Consider the following 19,307-nt stretch of genomic DNA (forward strand, 5'->3'; position numbering starts at 1 on the left):
CAGACGACTTTGAAACCCCGCGACAACCCGATCGGCACGAGGTTGTCACCCATCTCTTAGGTACGTTTCGTTACCCATGTCTCCGGGCCGGACAGGAGTTAATTGGCGGAGAGGGAGGGATTCGAACCCCCGATAGGCTTGCACCTATGCCGCATTTCGAGTGCGGTGCATTCAACCACTCTGCCACCTCTCCTGAAGGCGCCATATAGGAGCAGCGGCCCCTGTGGTTGGGGGCGTTAATAGGCGAGGATGGCGGGCCAGACAAGGCGCGAAAGGGGAAAATCCGCTGCCTCTTTCACCCCTCGCCCCGCCCTTTGGGAAGGAACTGCCATGGAGCATCTCACGGTCACGGCCAACGGCGCCGATTTCCACCTGGTCCGCACCGGACGGGGCAAACCGCTGCTTTTGCTGCATGGATGGCCGGAATTCTGGCTGACCTGGGAGCCGGTGATGGCCCGCCTGGCCGACCGCTTCACCCTGATCGCGCCTGACCTGCGCGGTTTCGGCGACAGCGACAAGCCGGACGGGCCTTTTGGGCCGGACGGCCATGCGGCCGACATGCTGGCGCTGATGGACGGGCTCGGCATCGACCGATTCGGCCTGGTCGGGCACGATGTCGGCGGTGCCGTGATGCAGCCGCTGGCGCGGCAGGCGGCGGAGCGGCTCGCGGGCCTGTTCTTCTTCGATTTCGTCTATCCCGGGATCGGGGCGCGCATGGCAGCGCCTGATCGGCTCAACCACATCTGGTACCAGTCCTTCCACCAGATGGAGATGGCACCTAGCCTGGTCGGGGCGAGCCGCGAGAGCTGCCGGCTCTATATCGGCCACTTCCTCAAGGGCTGGGCGCATCGCAAGAACGCGTTCGACGACGTCCTCGACGCCTTCGCCGACAATTTCTTCAAGAAAGGCAATCTCGCCGGCGGGTTTGCGCATTACCGGGCATCGCATGCCGGGCGGGTCGCGATGATGAAGGGCGAAGCGCTGCCGCTTCCGCCGATCGATGTGCCGACCTGCGTGCGCTGGGCCGAGCACGATCCGCTGTTTCCCTATCCGTGGACCGATCGGCTCGGCGAGACCTTCAGCGCGCTCGATCTTGCGATGTTTCCCGGCGTCGGCCACTTCCCGCATCGGGAGGATCCGGATCGCGCGGCGGCGGAGATCGCGGCGTTCTTTCAGCGCGTCGGCTGGAGCTGAGAATGAGATTCTTATTTTGACGCGTTTTCTTTACGCGAACCGGTGTCCACTTCGCTCGAAAACGCTTTGGAAAAACGGGGTGGGACCGCCAGACGCGGTAAACACTGGCGGTCCCGTGCCGCTCATTGAAATGCTGGCCGTGAAGGGCGGCTTCGCCGGCCAGGTGAAGCGACGATTCGACCCTAGCGTGCAGCCCACGCCCCGCAACGCAATCCGGTCCTTAACCTAACCAGTCAAGGTTACTCTGGAGCCGCTTCCGTTCCGGTGAAACCGGAACGGGGCTCCAGATTCTTGTTTTGCGCGTTTTCTTGACGCGAACCGGTGTCCACTTCGCTTGAAAACGCCCAGCTAGTCGTTCTTGTTGTTGTCTTTGCCTTTTTTCTTCCCGTTCTCCGTAGAGTCCCGGACCTTGCCGTTGCGGCGGTTGGTGAAGCGCGCATTGCCGAGCCCGGTGCCGATGGTGAGCACGCCCCAGCGCTCGACATCCTGCATGAACGGCACCTCGGAGAGGCCCTGAACCACGCCGTCATTGTGCATCACGATCGCGGTGTCGTGCCCGCCGATCTCGGGGATGCCCTCGATCAAGCTCGCCGGCAGGTTGAACTTGCTGCTCTCCCAATTGCCCGGCAGGTTCTGCGCGCCCTTCTCGATCGAGCCGTCCGCGTTGATCACGCCGGGACAGGCGATGCCGATGAAGGGCGCGAGCTTGAAGCCCTCGGCTTCGGCGTCCTCGATCAGGCCTTCCAGCATCTTGACCAGTCGCTTTACCGCGGCTTCGCGGCTCGGCTCATCATCGGCATGGCGCCACAAATCGGATTTGAACACGACGGCCTTGGACAGGTCGGGCGCCTTCTTCCAACGCGTCTCGACGATACCGCAGCGGATGTTGGTCCCGCCGATATCGACCGCGAGGATGCTGTCATAGGCCTCGAAAATCCAGGACGGCGCGAGATGCAGGGCTCCGATCAAGCCGGCATCATCCGGATCGAAGCGGATCGGCACCAGGTCGACCTTGAAGCCTTCGGATTTCAGAATAATCTCGGCCCGGGCAATGGCGACTTCGCCGAGCCGGCTGGCGCGAAAGCCGCCACCGACCACGATGCACTCGGTCTTGGCCCAGGCCTTGGTCTTGAGGAACCGCCGCGTGACGTAGGCGAGCTCCTGGGCGAAATCCTCGATCGCGCTGTGCACGACGGCCGTAGCCTCCGTATTGTCGCCGACCAGAACCGCATCAAGGGCCTTCTTGCTGATCTTGTCGGATGGCTCGTCGCCGAACGGATCCTCGCCGCTCTTGCGCAGCGGCTTGCGCCACTCTTCGAGAATCTCGCGAAACGCACCCTTGCTGGCGCGGTCGCCGAGGAAGCCATCGTCGTCCTTGATCTCGATGTTGAAGCTGTCGACATCGACCGACGGCAGGCGGCTCGCCCCGTGCTGGGCGATGCCCGTCGTCTTGACCAACTCGTCTGTTGCCATGGGAGCCCTTGCCCGCCTACCTGTTCCGGCGGACTAACGGCGGGGGAACCGGTTTGTTGCAAGGCCGGCCGAGATTCGGCTGACGGCCGCCAGCGCAGCCAAATCCTTCAAATCCGGGCCGTTTTCGGTGGTTTTCCTTGACTTGCGGCGGATGGCCGCTATAAGTCCCACACCCGGCGCGGGGCGTTTCTCGCGCCGCATGTTTTTGTGTGGGTTTTCAAAGGGATAACTCCCACCCACGCAAAACGCACATAAACCCATAGCGACTGACAAAAAGCCGACCCGGACAATGCTCGTCCCGAGGCCGGGATTGAACACGGAGAAAGAACGATGTTCGCAGTCATCAAAACCGGCGGCAAGCAATACCGCGTCGTGCCGGATGATGTTCTCGAAGTAGGCAAGATCGCCGGCGAAGTCGGCACGATCGTGCAGTTGAATGAAGTCCTGGTGGTCGGCGGCGACACGCCGGTGCTGGGCGTTCCGACGGTCGCAGGCGCGTCCGTTGCGGTCGAGGTGCTCGACCACAAGCGCGGCCCGAAGGTCATCGCCTTCAAGAAGCGCCGCCGCAAGAACTCGCGCCGCAAGCGCGGCTACCGCGACGAGATCACGGTGCTGCGCGTCACCGAGATCCTGACTGACGGCGCCAAGCCCACCAAGGGCCCGCGTCCGAAGAAGGAGAAGGTGGCCAAGGAGTCCGCAAAGGAAGCCGCCGAATAACGAGATGTGATCACGCCAATTCACGAATTGATGCGTGAGAAATCGTGAAATGATTCCGTCAAGGAATTGATCTAGAAATACGCAGGATTTCGGAGACGAGCCATGGCTCACAAAAAAGCAGGCGGTTCATCGCGTAACGGACGCGATTCGAAGGGCAAGCGCCTCGGCATCAAGGCGTTCGGCGGGGAGATCGTCACTCCCGGCAACATCATTGCGCGTCAGCGCGGCACCACCTGGCACCCCGGCCTTAATGTCGGCATGGGCACGGACCACACTTTGTTTGCCAAGGTCGAAGGTCGTGTTGCGTTCCAGGCCAAAGCCAACGGCCGCACCTTCGTATCGGTACTCCCGATCGCAGAGGCGGCTGAATAGACGGTGGATCAAATTGGAGTCCGCCGGGTCCTACCAAACCGGCGGAGTCCTAGAGATCAAGAGATCGAAGGCTCCAGGGGAGGCGGGAAACCGGCCTCCCCTTTTGTTTGACTTGCTCACTTTGACTTAGTGACTTTCACGGAGCCGGACATGTTGCAGGATTTCTCGAGCGTGACCTTGCAGGAGGCGAGACCCGGTGTCGTCGCCACCGAGCGGCTGACGTTGCGGCGGCCGACCCTTGCAGACGTCAGGACCATCGCCCGGCTCGCCAACGACCGCCGCATCGCCGAGAACACGCGCCGCCTGCCGCATCCCTATTCGCAGGACCACGCTGTCGAGTTCATCCGCGCCACCGCCGAGCTCGGCAGCGAGACCGTGTTCCTGATCGAGCACGACAGCGGTCCCGTCGGCATGGTCGGGATCGACTGCTCCAAGCCCGGCAATGCCGAGCTCGGCTACTGGCTTGGTGTCGAGCATTGGGGCCAGGGCTTCGCCACGGAAGCTGCGCGCGGCGCGATCGACTTCTTCTTCGAGGAGTACGAGGACAACCATCTCCATGCCGGCGCGCGCGTCACCAACCCGGCCTCGCGCAAGGTGCTGGAAAAGTGCGGCTTCCAGTGGAGCGGCGTCCAGCTGCACCGCTTCCTGGCGCTGGGCTCCTCGACGCCGGTCGACTGCTTCCGCCTCTCCCGCGGCGTGTGGGCGTCGCTGAAGAGCTGGAGCAGTGCGCGACGGGTGAGGTAGGCGAGAGCCACATACACAGCTGTCGTCCCGGCCTAGTGCGCAATTGCGCACGGGGGCCGGGACGCATAACCACGAATGCGCGTGGCGCGAAGACTCCCACTCCGAGTCTTCGTAAAACTTCTCCCTGGGGGTATGGGTCCCGGATCTGCGCTCCGCTCCCGACAACGCTCCGCGTTGTCGGGAGCTACGCCTGTCCGGGACGACGGCAGAAGAGTTCAAGCCGGCGGATTCACTTCCGCGCTCTGTCGCCCCAGATCGCGCTCACGCAGATAGATGTAGAACCCGGCGCCGATGATGATCGCAGCGCCGACGATGGTCGCGATCGAGGGGACATCGCCGAACACGACGAAGCCGAAGATCACGGCCCAGACGATCATCGAATATTGATACGGCACCACGACGCTGGCCGGCGCCAGTTTGAGCGAGCGGTTGACACAGAACAGCGCGGTCACCGAGATGAGCCCGGCCATCGCGAAGATCACGAGGCTGCCCGCGGTCGGCGGCACCCAGTGGAATGCCGACAGCACCGCCCCCAGCGAGAACGTGCCGATGAACTGCGAGGACGCCATCACGATGTCGGGCGTCTTGCGCAGGCTGCGCGTGATCAGCATCAGGGTTGCGAAGGAGAGACTGCCGCCGAGCGCGATCAGCGCCGGCAGGCTGACGGTCTGGGCCGACGGCCGTAGTGCGATCAAGACGCCGCAGAAGCCGATCAGGATCGCGGTCCAGCGCCGCCAGCCGACCTTCTCGCCCAGAAAGATCGCCGACATCGCGGTGACGAAGATGGGACCGGCGAGATAATAGGTGATGACGTCGGCGAGCGGCAGATAGACCGTGGCGAGAAAGAAGGCGGCGACCTCGAGCGTCGAGAGCACGACGCGAAACAGCTGCAGGCCCGGCCGCTCCAGATGCACGAACTGATGGCGCTGCTTCCAGATCAGCGGCGACAGCAAGAGCAGCGCCGCGCAGGCGCGCAGGAACAGCAGCTGCCCCACCGAATAGGTCCCGACCAGGAATTTGCCCATGGCGTCGCCGAACGAGAACATGAAGATCGACAGCACCATCAGCGCGATGCCGGCAAGGCGCGCGGAGCGATCGTCATAGGCGGAGAGATTCTTGAAGAAGGGCATTGATCGGACTGTGAGAGCTCGTCATTGCGAGCGCAGCGAAGCAATCCAGAGTCTTTCCGCGGCAACAGTCTGGATTGCTTCGCTGCGCTCGCGATGACGGGGAGAGAGCGCCAAGAACAGCGACCAAAGAGTCGCTTGCGGCCGTTTTAATGGCGCGGACGCGCGGGACAAGCCCGGCACGCCGAATTGAACGGATTGTCGCACTCTTCGCATCGCGGTAGCGATAGAGGCCGCACCGAGAAAAGAGCTGTGACATGACCGATTTCGATCCGACCCAGCATCGCATGATCCCCACGCAACGCTGGTTTGAGGATTTCGTCGTCGGCGAGCGTTTCGTGCTGCCAAGCCGCACCCAGACCTCGGCGGTGTTCGCCGCATTCCAGACCGCGAGCGGCGACACCCATCCCGTGCACTACGACGTGGAATATTGCCGCAGCCGCGGCATGCCGCATCTTCTCGCCCACGGCTTCCAGACCCTGATCCACACCGCGCCCGGCGCCGGCCTGTTTCCGTTCATGGTCGAGGACTCCCTGGTCGGCTTCCTCGAGCAATCGAGCCGGTTCCTCAAGCCGGTGTTCGCCGACGACACGATCTATCCGGCGCTCGAGGTCACCGAGCTGGTGCCGGGACGCACCACCGGCGTGGTGACGCTTCGGAGTACCGTCTTCAACCAGCGCAAGGAGCTGGTGCTGGAGGGCACGCAGAAATTCCTGATCCGGCGCCGGCCGACAGGTTAAGCAAGGACGGAAATCGCTTAAAATTCGGCCGATTCACGGGCCAATTCGGGTTGCCGGAGGGGGCCGGCTGGCCTACCTATGGCCCATGAAATTCCTCGACGAAGCAAAGGTCTATATCCGCTCCGGTGACGGCGGGAACGGCTGCGTGGCGTTCCGCCGCGAGAAGTTCATCGAATTCGGCGGTCCCTCCGGCGGCAATGGCGGCCGCGGCGGCAATGTCATCATCGAGGTCGCCGACGGGCTGAACACGCTGATCGACTACCGCTACCAGCAGCATTTCAAGGCCCAGAAGGGCGAGAACGGCATGGGCTCGGACCGCCACGGCGCCAACGGCAAGAACATCGTGCTGAAGGTCCCCGTGGGCACGCAGATCTTCGACGAGGACCGCGAGACGCTGATCCACGACTTCACCAAGCTCGGCGAAAAATTCGTGCTGGCCGAGGGCGGCAATGGCGGCTTCGGCAATGCGCATTTCAAGTCGTCGACCAACCGCGCGCCGCGCAACGCCAATCCCGGCCAGCCCGGCGAGGAGCGCTGGATCTGGCTACGGCTGAAACTGATCGCGGATGCTGGGCTCGTCGGCATGCCCAATGCCGGCAAGTCGACGTTCCTGTCCAAGGTCAGCGCGGCGCGGCCCAAGATCGCCGACTATCCCTTCACCACGCTGCATCCGCAGCTCGGCGTCGTGAACGCCGACGGCCGCGAATTCGTGCTGGCGGACATTCCCGGCCTGATCGAGGGCGCGCATGAAGGCACCGGTCTCGGCGATCGCTTCCTCGGCCATGTCGAGCGCTGCCGCGTGCTGCTGCATCTCGTCGACGCAACAAGCGAGCATGCCGGCAAGGCCTACAAGACGGTGCGCAAGGAGCTCGATGCCTATGGCGGGCAGCTCACCGACAAGATCGAGATCGTCGCGTTGAACAAGATCGACGCGGTCGAGCCGGACGAGCTCAAGAAGCAGAAGGACCGCCTGAAGCGCGCTGCCAAGAAGACGCCGCTGCTGCTCTCCGGCGCGACCGGCCAGGGCGTGAAGGAAGCGTTGCGCGCATTGGCCGATGTCATCGGCGAGAGCCCGGTCTCTGCGAAAGCGAAGAGCGCGGCGGAAGCGGAGCCATGGTCGGCCTAAACTGTCTCCTCATGGTCGTCCCGGCGAAGGCCGGGACCCATACCGCGTGATCCATCGGTGACGCGTAGGTAGGAGTACCGCGCACGACCAATCTTCGCCAAACTGCTCCCTGGGGCTATGGGTCCCGGCCTTCGCCGGGACGACACCGAATGTGCGGCAACGGCTCGCGCATCACCATGGGAGAGGTTGTCATCGTAGTACGAATATCGCAGCATCAAACGCTCAAGAAACGGCAGAGATAAACCCATGGCGTGTGCGAAAAACGTTCTCTGGATCATGTGCGACCAGCTTCGCTATGATTATCTCGGCTGCACCGGCCACCCCACGCTGAAGACGCCCAACATCGACGCCTTGGCGAAGCGCGGCGTGCTCTTTACCAAGGCGTATGTACAGTCACCGATCTGCGGCCCGTCGCGTATGTCGTTCTACACCGGGCGCTACATGCGCTCGCACGGCTCGCACTGGAACGGCTGGCCGTTGCGTGTCGGCGAGCCCACGCTCGGCGATCACCTGAACAAGATCGGCGTGCGCAACGTGCTGGTCGGCAAGACCCACATGGCGCCCGATCTCGAAGGCATGAAGGCGCTCGGCATCCCGCCGGAATCGATCATCGGCGTGCATGTCGCCGAATGCGGCTTCGAGCCTTACGAGCGCGATGACGGCCTGCATCCGACCGGACGGCCGCGCCCGAAATACGACGAGTATCTGCGCCAGAAGGGCTTTGAAGCCACCAATCCCTGGGAGCACTGGGCCAATTCCGGCGCGGCCGAGGATGGTTCGCTGCAGAACGGCTGGCTGCTAGTGCACGCCGACAAGGCCGCGCGCGTGCCGGAGGAGCATTCCGAGACGCCCTACATGACGCGGCGCGCGATGGACTTCATCAGCGAGGCCGAGACCGACGGCCGGCCGTGGTGCCTGCATCTGTCCTACATCAAGCCGCACTGGCCCTATATCGCGCCGGAGCCCTACGCCAGCATGTATTCGACGGATGACATGATCCCGGCGATCCGCTCCGAGCGCGAGCGCTCGAGCCCGCATCCGGTGTTTGGCGCTTACATGGACATGCGCTATTCCAAAAACATGGCGCGCGACGATGCCCGCGAGAAGGTGATCCCGACCTATATGGGCCTGATCACCCAGATCGACGATCAGATGGGCGTGCTGATGAAATTCCTGGAGGAGCGCGATCTCCCGGAGACCACCATGATCGTGTTCACCTCCGATCACGGCGATTATCTCGGCGATCATTGGATGGGCGAGAAGGATCTGTTCCACGAACAGTCGGCAAAGATCCCGCTGATCATCATCGATCCCTCGAAGGAGGCCGACGCCTCGCGTGGCACGCGCAGCGACGCGCTGGTGGAAGGCATCGATCTCGCACCGACCTTCGTCGACTATTTCGGCGGCAAGGTGCCGGGCCATATCCTCGAAGGACGCTCGCTGCTGCCGCTGCTGCGCGGCCCGACCCCGCCCGATTGGCGCAAGGTCGCATTCTCCGAATACGACTACGCCATGCAGGACGTGCGGCTGAAGCTGAACCAGCCGATCGAGCGCTGCCGCCTGTTCATGGTGTTCGACGGCCGCTGGAAATATATTCACGCCTCCGGCTTCCGTCCGATGCTGTACGATCTCGAAACCGATCCGCAGGAATATGTCGATCGCGGCGACGACCCTGATTGCGCCGGCGTCATCGCGCGGTTGCAGGCCGAGCTGTTCGACTGGGCGCTGCATCCCAACGACCACATCACGACGCCGCGCGAGAAGATCGCGGCCTATGCCGACAACCAACTGCAGGTGAAGGGCGGGGTCTTGATCGGCATCTGGGACGAGAAAGAGTTCACCGCGATCAAGGACGGCATCGCGCAACGGGCGAAGATGTGAGCTTGTCTTCGCCTCTCCCCGCCTGCGGGGAGAGGCCGGATCGCATCGCCAGATGCGATCCGGGTGAGGGGGACTCTCCGCGAGTCCAACTGCCAGCGCTTTTGCGGAGGCAGCCCCTCACCCCAACCCTCTCAGAGCGAACGAAGTTCGTCCCGGCCCCGTAAGAACGGGGAGAGGGAGAAGAGGCAGCTTGCCTCAATTCTCGATCTTGTAGCCCGTCGCCTTCACGATCGGCTGCCAGAACGCCGTATTCGCGGCGAGTTCTTTCGACAGTCCTTCCGCATCGCTCCCGACCGGGATCAATCCGATCGCCGTGAGCTTCTCCTTCACCTCCGGCTTGGCGAGTACCGCGCTTGCAGCCGCGCCGAGCTTGCCGGCGAATTCCGGCGGGCTGCCGGCGGGAAGCCACATGCCGTACCAGGCGTCGGCAACGAGATCGATGCCGCTCTCCTTCAGCGTGGGAACCTCCGGCGCGAAGGGCGAACGCTCCGCGCTCGACACCGCAATGATCTTCACGCCCTTGGCGCGATGCTGCGGCAGCGCGTCCGCCAGCGTCACGATCCCGAACGAGACATGGCCGCCAATGAGGTCGTTGAGAATGGGTCTGCTGCCGCGATAGGGCACGCGGCTCAAGGGAATGCCGAGGTCCTTCTCGAGCCTGGAGCCCATGAAATGGGGGATCGTCCCGTTGCTCGGCACGCCGAACGAGGTCTTGTCGGGATGCGCCTTCAGCCAGGCGACAAATCCCTTGAAATCGGCGGCATCGATCGCCGGGCCGATCACGACCGCGAATTCGAACCGCGCCAGCAGCGACACCGGCACGAAGTCCTTGGCCGTGTCGAAGCTCGGTGTCGTCTCCACCATCGGCAGCAGGTACATGGTGGGACCTGTCGTTACCAGCACCATGCTGCCGTCGGTGCTGCCGCCCTTCACCGCCTTGATGCCGATCAGGCCGTCGGCGCCGGTGCGGTTTTCGACCACCATGGTCCGTTGCAGCACCGGCGCGATCTCCTGCGCGATCAGCCGGCACAGCGTGTCGCCACCGGCTCCGGCTGCGAACGGGAAGATGATTTTCGTCAGCCCGGCCTGCGCGTGCGCCCCGTCCGCCTGCGCCAGCAGCGGCAGGCCGAGACATCCAGCCATGAAATTGCGGCGATCCATACGTTTCCTCTTTCAGCCCTTTATCGTTGCCGGCAATTAGAGCCAGACAGGCGTCCCGGACAAGTGCCGTTTACCATTCAGGCCGCCTTGCGCTGGCCATCGTCCTGCTGCAAAAGCTGGCCTCACCGGCGCCGCCTCTCGCTCCGCCGTCTCCAATGCAGAGCAGATCGTCCAAGCGCGCCATGGCCAGCCCCGAACTCAGTCAATTCCGCCGCATCGTCGTCAAGGTCGGCTCAGCGCTGCTGGTCGATTCCGACAAGGGCGAGGTGCGGGCGTCCTGGCTCGCCGCGCTCGCCGACGACATGGCCAAGCTGCACAAGGAAGGGCGCGACGTCCTCGTCGTTTCCTCCGGCTCGATCGCGCTCGGCCGCAGCCGGCTCAAATTGCCGCGCGGTCCGTTGAAGCTGGAAGAGAGCCAGGCCGCGGCCGCGGTCGGCCAGATCGCACTGGCGCGGATCTGGTCGGAGGTGCTCGGCGCCCATGGCATCGATGCCGGCCAGATTCTGGTGACGCTCCAGGACACCGAGGAGCGCCGCCGCTATCTCAATGCCCGCTCCACCATCGGCAAGCTTTTGGAGTGGCGCGCGATCCCCGTGATCAACGAGAACGACACGGTCGCCACCAACGAGATCCGCTACGGCGACAATGATCGCCTCGCCGCGCGCGTCGCCACCATGGCGAGCGCCGATCTGCTGGTGCTGCTGTCCGACATCGACGGTCTCTACGACGCCCCGCCGAAGAACAACCCGAACGCAAAGCTCATTCCCGTCGTCGACAGCATCTCCTCGGAGATCGAGGCTGTGGCTGGCGATGCCGAGTCCGAGCTGTCGCGCGGCGGCATGCGCACCAAGGTCGAGGCGGCCAAGATCGCCACCACCGGCGGCACCCACATGCTGATCGCCTCCGGCAAGATCGAGCATCCCCTGCAAGCGATCGCCGATGGCGGCCGCTGCACCTGGTTCCTGACGCCCGCCAATCCCATCACCTCGCGCAAGCGCTGGATTGCGGGCACGCTGGAGCCGAAGGGCACGCTGACGATCGACGCCGGCGCCGTGACCGCGCTGCGCGCCGGCGCCAGCCTGCTGCCGGCCGGCGTGATCAAGGTCGAGGGCCAGTTCGCCCGCGGCGATGCCGTGATCGTGCGCGGCCCCGACTTTAGCGAGGTCGGCCGCGGCCTGATCGCCTATGACGCCGAGGTCGCCGAACGGATCAAGGGCCGCTCCTCCCCGGACGTAATGACCATTCTCGGCATCAGCGGCCGCTCCGAGATGATCCACCGCGACGATCTGGTGGTGGGCGGGTAACCCCTTTGCTCCGTCATTCCGGGATGGTCCGAAGGACCAGACCCGGAATCTCGAGATTCCGGGTTCGGTGCTCGCGCACCGCCCCGGAATGACGGGGGACTGACCTAGCCGGCCGGTGCCCGCCGGGCCCCTGCCATACCCTCACTGCCCTTCGCAAAAGCGGGATTTCCGTGCTAGGACACCGCCTTAGCAGAAGGTTGACCCCCATGGCCGCCCCCCTCAAAGCCGTTGATGGCAATGCCGATCGGACTAGCGATCTCTTGGCCCTGATGTCCGATCTCGCCACCCGTGCCCGCGCCGCCGCGCGCGTGCTGGCGCTGGCGCCGCCGGAGCAGAAGAACCGGGCGCTCGAGGCCATGGAGCGGGCGATCCGCGCCAACGCGGCCGCGATTCTTGCCGCCAATGCCGAGGACGTCGCGGAGGCCCGCGCCTCCGGCAACATGACCTCCTCCTTCATCGACCGCCTGACGCTAACGCCGGCGCGGGTCGAAGCGATGGCCGAAGGCATCGGCATCGTGCGCGGCATCGCCGATCCCGTTGGTGTCGTCACCGAGAGCTGGCAGCGGCCGAACGGCATGACCATCGAGCGCGTGCGCGTGCCGCTCGGCGTCGTCGGCGTGATCTTCGAGAGTCGGCCGAACGTTGCGGCGGATGCCGGCGTGCTGTGCCTGAAGTCGGGCAATGCCGTGATCCTGCGCGGCGGCTCGGACAGTTTTCGCTCGTGCCGCGCCATCCATGATTGCCTGGTACAGGGCCTGCGCGAAGCCGGCCTGCCTGAAGCTGCGATCACGCTGGTGCCGACGCGCGACCGCGCGGCGGTCGGCATGATGCTGTCGGGATTGAACGGCGCCATCGACGTGATCGTGCCGCGCGGGGGCAAGAGCCTCGTCGCCCGCGTCGAGCAGGAGGCGCGCGTGCCTGTGTTCGCGCATCTCGAAGGCGTCAACCACGTCTATGTCGATGCCAGCGCCGACCTCGCCATGGCGAAGTCGATCGTGCTCAACGCCAAGATGCGCCGCACCGGCGTCTGCGGTGCCGCCGAGACGCTGCTGGTCGATCGCGCGGCTGTTGCGAAGAACCTGAAGCCGCTGGTCGAGATGCTGATCGAGGCCGGCTGCGAAGTGCGCGGTGACGATGCCGTGCAGAGGACCGATGTACGCGTCAAGCCTGCAAGTGACGAGGATTGGGACACCGAATATCTCGACGCGATCATCGCGGCGAAGGTGGTGGACGGCGTCGACGGCGCGATCGCGCATATCCAGAATCATGGCTCGCACCACACCGATGCGATCGTGAGCGCGGACGAGCGTGCGGCGAAGAAATTCCTCAGCGAGGTCGATTCCGCGATCGTGCTGCACAACGCCTCGACGCAGTTTGCCGATGGCGGCGAGTTCGGCTTCGGCGCCGAGATCGGCATCGCCACCGGTCGTTTCCATGCCCGCGGCCCTGTCGGCGCCGAGCAACTCACGAGCTTCAAATATCGCGTTCACGGCACCGGGCAGACGCGGCCGTAAGCAACGTTGCGGGGCGCTGCCATTGAGCAACAAATTCGTCGTGCCGCGTTTTGTGGCGCAAGCGGTCCCGCCCCACACCGAGGGCATGCGCATCGGCCTGCTCGGCGGCTCGTTCAACCCGCCGCATCAGGCGCATCGCGCGATCAGCCAGTTCGCGCTCAAGCGATTGCAGCTCGATCGCGTCTGGTGGCTGGTTACTCCCGGCAATCCGCTCAAGGAGAACGGCAATCTGCATGAACTCGGCGCGCGCATGCAGGCCGCGCGCGATGTCGCCGATGATCCGCGCATCGAGGTGAGCTGTCTCGAATCCGTCATTCGCACCCGCTACACTATCGACACGATCAACACCTTGCGCCGCCGCTTCTCCGGCCTGCGCTTTGTCTGGATCATGGGCGCCGACAACCTCGCTCAATTCCACCGTTGGCAGGACTGGCGGCGCATCGCCGGCCAGGTGCCGATGGCGGTCATCGATCGTCCACCACAGAGTTTTCGCGCCCTCGCCTCGCCCGCCGCCCAAGCGCTATCTCGTTACCGTCTGCCGGAGAGCAAGGCAGCGCTGCTTGCGGACCAGCCGGCACCGGCCTGGGTGTTCCTGACCGGATTGAAGCTGAATCTGTCCTCGACCGGCCTGCGGAACCCGGACGGGAGCTGGAAAGGTACGAAGTGAGACGGAGTGTGCCGGCGTCGTGGGGACATCGGGCTCTCTGGCATATTGAAACCCTTAACCCCACATGATGTAGTGTCACCCGTGAGCGCCGGATTCGGTCCTCGCGATACAGTGAAAGGAATGGTCCCTGGCCACATCTGTATTGTCCAAGTCTGTTTTACCCAAGGTTGCTAAGCCTACGCGTAAAACATCGACCAAAGCTGCGGCCTTGAAGGCGCAACCCGACGCCGACAAGACGCTGAGCCTGATCCTCTCCCGCCTCGAGGATATGAAGGCGGAAGAGACGGTCACCATCGACCTTCGCGGCAAATCGGCATACTCCGACTACATGATCGTCACGACCGGCCGGGTGAACCGGCACGTCGGTGCGATCGCGGAGAACGTGACGAAGGGCCTCAAGGAAACCGGCATCAAGAACATCCATGTCGAGGGCCTGCCCAATTGCGACTGGGTGCTGATCGATTCCGGCGATGTGATCGTGCACGTGTTCAGACCCGAGGTCCGTGAGTTCTACAATCTCGAGAGATTGTACACGCAGGGCCCAGGGGCGGCGAAGGCGATCTAGAGGCTGACGAAGCCGATTTCGAATCGGCTGACGCGCATGCTAGCGTCGTGCGCGCGCCTTATGCGCGCGACCTCGAAAACACGACGCTGAAACCATCATGCGTGTTGCTGTCATTGCGGTGGGCCGGCTGAAGCAGGGCCCCGAACGGGAGCTTGCCGACCGTTATTTCCAGCGGTTCGACGAGGCCGGCCGCAAGCTTGGATTCCGCGAGCTCAGCATCCACGAAATTCCCGAGAGCCGCGCACGCGACACCGCGACGCGGATGGCCGAGGAGGCCGCGGCGATCTCAGCGCATATCCCCGACAAATCCATCCTGGTGGCACTGGACGAGCGCGGCCAGAATCTCGACTCCACCGTATTCGCACGGCATCTCGGGCGCTGGCGCGACGAGGGGGCCGGACATACTATCTTCATGATCGGAGGGGCGGACGGACTTTCGCCCGAATTGCGCCGTAAGGCCAAGCTCGCGATCGCGTTCGGCTCTGCGACCTGGCCGCACCAAATGGTCCGCGTCATGCTTCTGGAACAGCTGTATCGGGCCGCCACCATCCTGGCCGGCCATCCCTATCACCGCGCGTGACCCGCGCCACAACGAGCACCTTTGCCTAAAGCGATGCGAGCGCCCGTCCTCAACCTGCTGATCGCAAGCCTCGCAGGCGCAAACCTCGCAGGCACAAGCCTCGCGCAAGCTCAGACGGCAGCGCCGGCGCCCCAGACCGCAGCCGTCTCGCCCGACGCCATCAAGCAGCGCGAGCAGGAGCTGGAAGCTGCGCGCGCGAGGCAGAAGAGCGCGGAGGAAGCGCAAGCCAAGCTGAAGGCCGAGATCACCGCGCTCGGCCAGGATCGCACCCAGCTCAATCAGCAGCTGATCGACACCGCCGCCAATGTGCGTGCCGTCGAGACCAAGATCGACGAAGCCGAAGCGCGGCTGAAGACGCTGAACGGCCGCGAGCAGCAGATGCGCTCTTCGCTTGATTCGCGCCGCGCCGACATCGTCGAGGTGCTGGCGGCGCTGCAGCGCGCCGGCCGGCGCACGCCGCCGGCGTTGCTGGTGCGCCCCGAGGATGCGCTGCAATCGCTGCGCACCGCGATGCTGCTCGGTGCCGTCGTGCCGGAATTGCGCGGCCGCGCGGAGAAGATCGTGGGCGAGCTCGGCGAGCTCGTGGCCCTGCGCAAGAGCATCGCGAGCGAGCGCGACCAGCTCGCCGCCGACCGCGACAAGGTCCGGAGCGACCAGACCCGCCTCACCGCCCTGATCGACGAGCGGCAGCGCCAGCAGTCCGCGCGCGAAAAAGACCTCGACGCCGAAAGCTCGCGCGCGATCGCGCTTTCAAGGCAGGTCGGCGATCTCCAGGGACTGATCACCAAGATGGAGCAGGACCTGCAAAGCGCCGCCAAGGCGGCCGAGAAAGCCGCCGAGGCCGCAAGGCAGGCCGAGGCCAAGGAGGCCAAACTGGCAGCGGCAAACGCGGCCGCCAGCGCCAAATCAGGCCCCGCCGCTTTCAAGGACCGGTCCCGGACCACCCCCGCGATCGCCTTCGCCTCGGCCAAGGGCCTCCTGCCGCTTCCGGTTAACGGTAACAAGATCAGGGACTTTGGCGGTTCCGATGGGGTCGGCGGCGTGCAGAAGGGCATTTCGCTGGCAAGCAAGCCCGGCTCCCAGGTCACGACGCCGTGCGATGGCTGGGTGGTCTATGCCGGCCCGTTCCGCAGCTATGGACAACTCTTGATCCTCAACGCCGGGGGCGGGTATCATGTCCTGATCGCCGGGATGGAGCGCATTTCGGTCAACATCGGACAGTTTGTGCTCACGGGGGAGCCAGTCGCGACCATGGGGTCGACATCTCAAGTCGCCTCCATTCTCGCCACGAACGCGAGTCAACCTGTGCTGTATGTCGAGTTCCGTAAAGACGGCACTCCAATCGATCCAGGCCCATGGTGGGCCGCAAATGAAGGCGAGAAGGTTCGCGGATGATGCGCAAGACTTCAGTAATCCTCCTCAGCGCGGCCACCGGTGCGGCGCTGACGCTGTTCGTGACCCAGCCGCGCGCGGTGTTCATGGGCTCCAGCGCGCGAGCCGCCACCGCGGACACCTATCGCCAGCTCAATCTGTTCGGCGACGTGTTCGAGCGCGTGCGCTCCGACTATGTCGAGAAGCCCGACGACACCAAGCTGATCGAATCCGCCATCAGCGGCATGCTCACCGGCCTCGATCCGCATTCGAGCTACATGGACGCGAAGAGCTTCCGCGACATGCAGGTGCAGACCCGCGGTGAGTTCGGCGGCCTCGGCATCGAGGTCACCATGGAAGACGGCCTGATCAAGGTGGTGTCGCCGATCGACGACACGCCCGCCTCGCGCGCCGGCATCATGGCCAACGACATCATCACCAATCTCGACGACGAGGCGGTGCAGGGCCTGACCCTGAACCAGGCGGTCGAGAAGATGCGCGGTCCGGTCAACACCAAGATCAAGCTCAAGATCATCCGCAAGGGTCAGGACAATCCGCTCGACGTGACGCTGGTGCGCGACAACATCCGCGTCCGCTCGGTGCGCGCCCGCATCGAGGCCGACGACATCGCCTATATCCGCATCACCACCTTCAACGAGCAAACCACCGAAGGTCTGAAGCGCGAGGTCACCAACCTCTCGAATCAGATCGGCGACAAGCTGAAGGGCTACATCATCGACCTCCGCAACAATCCGGGCGGCCTGCTCGAGGAAGCGGTCACCGTGTCCGACTCGTTCCTGGAGAAGGGCGAGATCGTGTCGACCCGCGGCCGCAACGCCGAGGAGACGCAGCGCCGCACTGCGCATGCCGGCGACCTCACCAAGGGCAAGCCGGTCATCGTGCTGGTCAACGGCGGCTCGGCCTCGGCCTCCGAGATCGTCGCCGGCGCGCTGCAGGACCACAAGCGCGCGACCATCGTCGGCACGCGTTCGTTCGGCAAGGGCTCGGTGCAGACCATCATCCCGCTCGGCTCGGGCAACGGCGCACTGCGCCTGACCACGGCGCGCTACTACACGCCGTCTGGCAAGTCGATCCAGGCCAAGGGCATCGTGCCCGACATCGAGGTGCTGCAGGACGTGCCGGACGAGCTGAAGTCGCGCACCGACACCAAGGGCGAGGCTTCGCTGCGCGGCCATCTCAAGAACGACGGCGACGAGAAGACCGGCTCGCAGTCCTACGTGCCGCCGGACGCCAAGGACGACAAGGCGCTCAAGCTCGCCGACGACCTGCTCCACGGCATCAAGAACAGCGCCTCTGCCGCGCCCACCCCGGGCGCCGACAAGGCGGCGACCGACAAGCCCAAGGCTGCTAACTAAGTCGGCGAACTAAGTCGACGCGACGCGCGATCTCACGAAAAGGGCGGCTCTCGGAAGCCGCCCTTTTTGCTTGGAACTCCTGTCGTCCCCGGCCTATCCCGGCCTGCCGCCGCTTGACCTCGCCGTGGTATCGTCGGGATCAGTGATTCGGGATCGCGCATGACTGAGACGGCCGATGATCTGAGCGCCCCGCTCGGACAGGACAAGCCGCGCCGCAAGCGCCGGCTGCGGCTGCCGTTCACCGCCATGCAGCTGCTGGCCGTGCTGCTCGGCCTGTTCCTGGTTACCTTTGCCGGCTTCGCCATCTTCAACAGGGACCCGCTCGGCGGCGAGCCGATGACGCGGATCGCGATCCGCGAGCCCAAGGTCACGGACGAGAAGCCGGCGGCTTCCGAAACCAGGCACGAGAGCAAGCAGGACACCAAGGAAGCGCCGAAGCAGGCCGCCCCCGGCGAGCAGAAGACCGTCACCATGATCGACGGCTCGACCGGCACGCGGCATGACGTGGTCATCGGCGCTGGCGATGCCGCCGACAAGGGCGAGGCGGCGTCCGCCCCGCCGCCGGTCATGGCCGGGATCGATCCAAAGCTGCTGGAGAAGTCGCGCTACGGCATGATTCCCGTGGCCGCCGGCGACCTGAAGCCGTTCAACGTCTATGCCGGGGATGCCGACCGCGCCAAGGCCGCCAGGATGCCGGTGGTCGCGATCGTGATCGGCGGCCTCGGCGTCGGTGCCGCCAAGACAACCGACGCGATCATGAAGCTGCCGCCGGCGGTGACTCTGGCCTTCACGCCTTACGGGGCCGACCCCGGCAAGCTCGCCGAGCGGGCGCGCGTCCAGCGCCACGAGATCTTCCTGCAGATCCCGATGGAGCCCTACGACTTCCCGGACAACGATCCGGGGCCGCAGACGCTGCTGACCTCGCTCAGCCCCGACCAGAACATGGACCGCCTGTACTGGCACCTCAGCCGGATGCAGGGCTATGCCGGCCTCGCCAATTTCATGGGTGCCCGCTTCATCGCGACGGAGCCGGCGATGCAGCCAATCATCCGCGAGGCGGCCAAGCGCGGCCTCGGCTTCTTCGACGACGGCTCCTCGCCCCGCAGCATCGCGCCCCAGGCAGCAAGCAGCGCGTCGATGCCGTTCGGCAAGGGCGACATCGCGATCGACGTGGTGCCGACCCCGACCGAAATCGACCGCGCCCTGACCAAGCTCGAATCGACCGCCCGCGAGCGCGGCGTCGCCGTCGGGACCGCCTCGGCCCTGCCGGTCTCGATCGAGCGCGTCAGTGCCTGGACCAAGACATTGGGCGACCGAGGTATCCTTTTGGTGCCATTGACAACCGCGATGCTGAAATCAAAATCCAGCTAAATCAACGAATTGGTACGGCACGGG

18 protein-coding genes and 1 tRNA gene are annotated in these 19,307 nt (G+C 64.8%); 15 read left to right on the top strand and 4 right to left on the bottom strand.

Annotated elements, in window-relative coordinates:
* Positions 1-103 precede the first annotated feature (103 nt).
* Positions 104-193 (bottom strand) — tRNA-Ser (locus GGD63_RS35690).
* Between the two features lie 137 nt (positions 194-330).
* On the opposite strand from GGD63_RS35690, the gene GGD63_RS35695 reads away from it, so the two are divergent.
* Positions 331-1,194, top strand: a complete 864-nt coding sequence (locus tag GGD63_RS35695) for an alpha/beta fold hydrolase (protein WP_183249343.1) — start codon at positions 331-333, stop codon at positions 1,192-1,194.
* A gap of 348 nt (positions 1,195-1,542) precedes the next feature.
* Here the strand turns inward: GGD63_RS35695 and GGD63_RS35700 are convergent, their stop codons facing one another.
* A complete protein-coding gene (locus GGD63_RS35700; RefSeq protein ID WP_183249345.1) occupies positions 1,543-2,667 on the bottom strand; it encodes an ROK family protein in 1,125 nt (374 codons plus the stop codon).
* A 330-nt stretch (positions 2,668-2,997) separates the two neighbouring features.
* On the opposite strand from GGD63_RS35700, the gene rplU reads away from it, so the two are divergent.
* The 3 genes from rplU to GGD63_RS35715 all read left to right on the top strand — a co-directional run bounded on the left by rplU (position 2,998) and on the right by GGD63_RS35715 (position 4,500).
* Positions 2,998-3,384: a 50S ribosomal protein L21 gene (rplU, locus tag GGD63_RS35705; RefSeq protein ID WP_080137431.1), complete on the top strand. Its 387-nt coding sequence runs from the start codon at positions 2,998-3,000 to the stop codon at positions 3,382-3,384.
* 102 nt (positions 3,385-3,486) lie between these two features.
* On the top strand, positions 3,487-3,756 hold the full coding sequence (gene rpmA, locus GGD63_RS35710; protein ID WP_018643862.1) for a 50S ribosomal protein L27: 270 nt from the start codon (positions 3,487-3,489) through the stop codon (positions 3,754-3,756).
* 150 nt (positions 3,757-3,906) lie between these two features.
* Complete coding sequence (locus GGD63_RS35715; protein WP_183249348.1) at positions 3,907-4,500, top strand: GNAT family N-acetyltransferase; 594 nt, start codon at positions 3,907-3,909, stop codon at positions 4,498-4,500.
* Between the two features lie 215 nt (positions 4,501-4,715).
* Here the strand turns inward: GGD63_RS35715 and GGD63_RS35720 are convergent, their stop codons facing one another.
* Entirely contained in the window at positions 4,716-5,630 is a 915-nt protein-coding gene (locus GGD63_RS35720) for a DMT family transporter (protein ID WP_183249350.1), read from the bottom strand.
* A gap of 254 nt (positions 5,631-5,884) precedes the next feature.
* Here GGD63_RS35720 and GGD63_RS35725 point away from each other — a divergent pair, with 254 nt between their 5' ends.
* The 3 genes from GGD63_RS35725 (at position 5,885) to GGD63_RS35735 (ending at position 9,374) form a co-directional block, all read left to right on the top strand.
* Entirely contained in the window at positions 5,885-6,367 is a 483-nt protein-coding gene (locus tag GGD63_RS35725; protein WP_183249352.1) for a MaoC family dehydratase, read from the top strand.
* Between the two features lie 85 nt (positions 6,368-6,452).
* Entirely contained in the window at positions 6,453-7,493 is a 1,041-nt protein-coding gene (gene obgE, locus GGD63_RS35730) for a GTPase ObgE (protein ID WP_183249354.1), read from the top strand.
* A 246-nt stretch (positions 7,494-7,739) separates the two neighbouring features.
* Positions 7,740-9,374: an alkaline phosphatase family protein gene (locus tag GGD63_RS35735; RefSeq protein WP_183249355.1), complete on the top strand. Its 1,635-nt coding sequence runs from the start codon at positions 7,740-7,742 to the stop codon at positions 9,372-9,374.
* Between the two features lie 195 nt (positions 9,375-9,569).
* On the opposite strand, the gene GGD63_RS35740 is transcribed toward GGD63_RS35735, so the two are convergent.
* Positions 9,570-10,535, bottom strand: a complete 966-nt coding sequence (locus GGD63_RS35740) for a Bug family tripartite tricarboxylate transporter substrate binding protein (protein WP_183249357.1) — start codon at positions 10,533-10,535, stop codon at positions 9,570-9,572.
* 182 nt (positions 10,536-10,717) lie between these two features.
* Here GGD63_RS35740 and proB point away from each other — a divergent pair, with 182 nt between their 5' ends.
* The 8 genes from proB (at position 10,718) to GGD63_RS35780 (ending at position 19,283) form a co-directional block, all read left to right on the top strand.
* Positions 10,718-11,839 (top strand): glutamate 5-kinase, encoded by a 1,122-nt coding sequence (gene proB, locus GGD63_RS35745; RefSeq protein ID WP_183249359.1) that lies wholly within the window; start codon positions 10,718-10,720, stop codon positions 11,837-11,839.
* A gap of 206 nt (positions 11,840-12,045) precedes the next feature.
* Positions 12,046-13,353 carry a glutamate-5-semialdehyde dehydrogenase gene (locus GGD63_RS35750; protein WP_183249361.1) on the top strand — a complete coding sequence of 436 codons (1,308 nt, stop codon included), beginning with the start codon at positions 12,046-12,048 and terminating at the stop codon, positions 13,351-13,353.
* Between the two features lie 22 nt (positions 13,354-13,375).
* Positions 13,376-14,020: a nicotinate-nucleotide adenylyltransferase gene (locus GGD63_RS35755; RefSeq protein WP_183249362.1), complete on the top strand. Its 645-nt coding sequence runs from the start codon at positions 13,376-13,378 to the stop codon at positions 14,018-14,020.
* Between the two features lie 208 nt (positions 14,021-14,228).
* On the top strand, positions 14,229-14,585 hold the full coding sequence (rsfS, locus tag GGD63_RS35760; protein WP_018643875.1) for a ribosome silencing factor: 357 nt from the start codon (positions 14,229-14,231) through the stop codon (positions 14,583-14,585).
* Between the two features lie 97 nt (positions 14,586-14,682).
* Entirely contained in the window at positions 14,683-15,165 is a 483-nt protein-coding gene (rlmH, locus tag GGD63_RS35765) for a 23S rRNA (pseudouridine(1915)-N(3))-methyltransferase RlmH (RefSeq protein WP_183249364.1), read from the top strand.
* A gap of 33 nt (positions 15,166-15,198) precedes the next feature.
* A complete protein-coding gene (locus tag GGD63_RS35770; protein WP_183249365.1) occupies positions 15,199-16,560 on the top strand; it encodes a murein hydrolase activator EnvC in 1,362 nt (453 codons plus the stop codon).
* Complete coding sequence (locus tag GGD63_RS35775; RefSeq protein ID WP_183249367.1) at positions 16,557-17,912, top strand: S41 family peptidase; 1,356 nt, start codon at positions 16,557-16,559, stop codon at positions 17,910-17,912. Before GGD63_RS35770 ends, GGD63_RS35775 begins: the two co-directional genes overlap by 4 nt.
* A 159-nt stretch (positions 17,913-18,071) precedes the next feature.
* On the top strand, positions 18,072-19,283 hold the full coding sequence (locus GGD63_RS35780) for a divergent polysaccharide deacetylase family protein (protein ID WP_183249369.1): 1,212 nt from the start codon (positions 18,072-18,074) through the stop codon (positions 19,281-19,283).
* The last annotated feature ends 24 nt before the right edge of the window (positions 19,284-19,307 follow it).

The organism is Bradyrhizobium sp. cir1, from assembly GCF_014198245.1.
GTDB lineage: Bacteria > Pseudomonadota > Alphaproteobacteria > Rhizobiales > Xanthobacteraceae > Bradyrhizobium.